Source organism: Sulfuricaulis sp. (assembly GCF_040901545.1).
Taxonomy (GTDB): domain Bacteria; phylum Pseudomonadota; class Gammaproteobacteria; order Acidiferrobacterales; family Sulfurifustaceae; genus Sulfuricaulis.
This window is the reverse complement of the sequence record NZ_JBBDYL010000055.1, coordinates 1-2079: the sequence shown is the minus strand read 5'-3', so window position 1 is coordinate 2079 and position 2079 is coordinate 1. Positions and strand designations below refer to the sequence as shown.

The following is a 2079-nucleotide window of genomic DNA, read 5'->3' as shown; positions in this document are numbered from 1 at the left end:
GATCGTTGCGGTATTGGGTGAGGACTTCGTATTGCGCGGTGAATTGTTCAGCTTGGATTGGAGTGAAGGTGCTAGCGTGGGTGTTGCCTTGAGTCAGTCGCGCCTGTATTTGACCCGCGGGCGGTATGTTAGGCGTGTCGTCGCCAAGACGTGATAGAAACGCTTCTGCCGCCATCTGCATATTGGCGAATTCAAGCAGTTTACTTATCTGTCCCTTTGCCATGACTATTCCGTCCGCTCAAGTCCAAATACATCCGCAATAAACCAATTGTCCGTGTAATCACCCGCTCTCGGACACGAGTGCCCGTTCGGCCCGATCCCCCTTGAGGTAAGCCAAGGGCGTCGCTGCCCCTTTGTTGAACCAAACCCCGCTTCAATCAAGTAACCAATGCGTTCTGCAACAACACTGCTGCTCGAAAGATCGATAACGCGTAAACGACTGCCAGCGACCCAGTACTTGCGATCCTGTGGCGTAGATATATCTTCCCAAGCCACGCCAAATCGGCTTATCGGCCTGTCTATGTGTTCCTTAACCGCGAGCTTGTCGTTGGCAACTGGACGATTAATTTTTGTATATCCAGGACCTGAATCGTTTTTGATTTCAACGAAGTCTAATCCTCGTTGACGTCCGGTTGGGCGGCGGCTGTCCATAGTTAACGTCATCGCAGCATGTTCGCCGCGCTTGTCCCACGGAGTTGCATCACTATACGGATCCCCATACCAGAACTGATCGTAGAGATCCTTCTCCGTCGCCGGCGGCAGCGGCTTCACCACCAGCACGCTCTTGACGCCGGTGAAGGTCTTGTAGATCTTCTCGCCAGCTTCGGTGTCGCATTTCTTTTTGAAATACGCCCATGCCTCTTTGACGTAGGCGTCGTCCGGTCGGTCGGAGGGCGTGGTCGCCGCGCAAGCGGGCAGCAAGCCGAACACCGCCACGGCCAGTGTCGTGCGGATGACATGGGCACGTTGACGCACGACGTATCGGATCGCCTGCATTGCTGCGCTAAAAAATGGGGTCAGAGTCATTTTCGTCATATAGAACCTCACTAAGCGTTTGCGTTAAATGGAGACGGAGCCAAATTCTTTTTGCGCACGTTCATTTCCGTTCCTCCGCAAACCCGAACTGTCCATGCTCACCATCGATCTCGCTCGCCGTCTTGCGCCGCCGCCCGCGCGGCTTCTCCCGCACCGAGCGCGCCAGAGCCTGCTCGATCGCATCCTTGAACCGCTTCGCGCCCAGGGCCAGTCCTTTGTTCAGCGTGCCGCGGATCTCGCCCACGATCTCCGCGTCAAGCTCGTAGCGGTATAACTCACGGTAGGCCGCGCAGCGCGCATCTTGCGTTGCGCCCAGCTCCACGTAGATCAGATGATCGGTGACGAGCGCGTCTACCTTGGCCAGCGCATGGCACGCGTAGCTCGACCAGCGGTAATGCTCCGGCCGCTCCACCATCGCCGCGCGCACCGGGTTCAGTTCGATGTAGCGGTAGCACGCAAGCAGGTAGTCCTCGGCCTGCACCAGACTCGACTTAAACCGCCCTTCCCACAGCGTGCCGCGGCGCCGGTAGACGTAGTTCACGTATTGCACGTAGCGGCTGCCGACGTAGCGCATCAGCGCCGCGAGCGCGTCCCGGGACTCCGGCGTCACCAGCACATGCACGTGGTTGGTCATCAGCACGTAGGCGTGGATCTGGCAGCCGTAGCGGCGCGCGCCCTCGGCGAGGTGATGCAGGTAGGTGTGGTAGTCCTCGGCGGCGAAGAAGGTGGGCTGGCGATTGTGGCCGCGCTGCACGACATGGTGCGGTACTCCCGCAGCCGTCACTCGCGCGCGTCGTGGCATCGCTCGCCTCCCTGTGGCGCAGACCCATGCCTGACATGCGCCGTGCGCTCCGTCCCGCAGTGCGCCCTCTTGGCGAGGCGTGATGCGCGACCGTTATCGTTGCTGGCTCTCTCGGTGCGATTTAAGGCGGAATTCCCATGAAAATCAAATCTATCAGAATGTTAGGTTTGCGGAAGGCCTTGATTCTGTGACGGATTTCTCAGTGCCTGCGACACCCTTGAGAAAAATACATCTGCCCTGTC

At 58.5% G+C, this 2079-nt stretch carries 3 protein-coding genes; all 3 read right to left on the bottom strand.

Annotated features, from left to right (window positions below; translation table 11 throughout):
* Nucleotides 1–223: hypothetical protein (locus WD823_RS12180; protein ID WP_368429775.1), on the bottom strand; the 223-nt coding region annotated here is incomplete at its 3' end.
* 2 nt (nt 224–225) lie between these two features.
* Nucleotides 226–1035 carry a hypothetical protein gene (locus WD823_RS12175; RefSeq protein WP_368429774.1) on the bottom strand — a complete coding sequence of 270 codons (810 nt, stop codon included), beginning with the start codon at nt 1033–1035 and terminating at the stop codon, nt 226–228.
* Nucleotides 1036–1096: 61 nt separating this feature from the next.
* The gene (locus tag WD823_RS12170; protein WP_368429526.1) at nt 1097–1789 is read right to left on the bottom strand and encodes a transposase; all 693 of its coding nucleotides are present in this window, start codon (nt 1787–1789) and stop codon (nt 1097–1099) included.
* Between the last annotated feature and the right edge of the window lie 290 nt (nt 1790–2079).

Bases quoted from the DNA above. Each gene is read 5' to 3' on its own strand.
- WD823_RS12175 (WP_368429774.1), bottom strand. From the start codon at position 1,035: ATGACGAAAATGACTCTGACCCCATTTTTTAGCGCAGCAATGCAGGCG.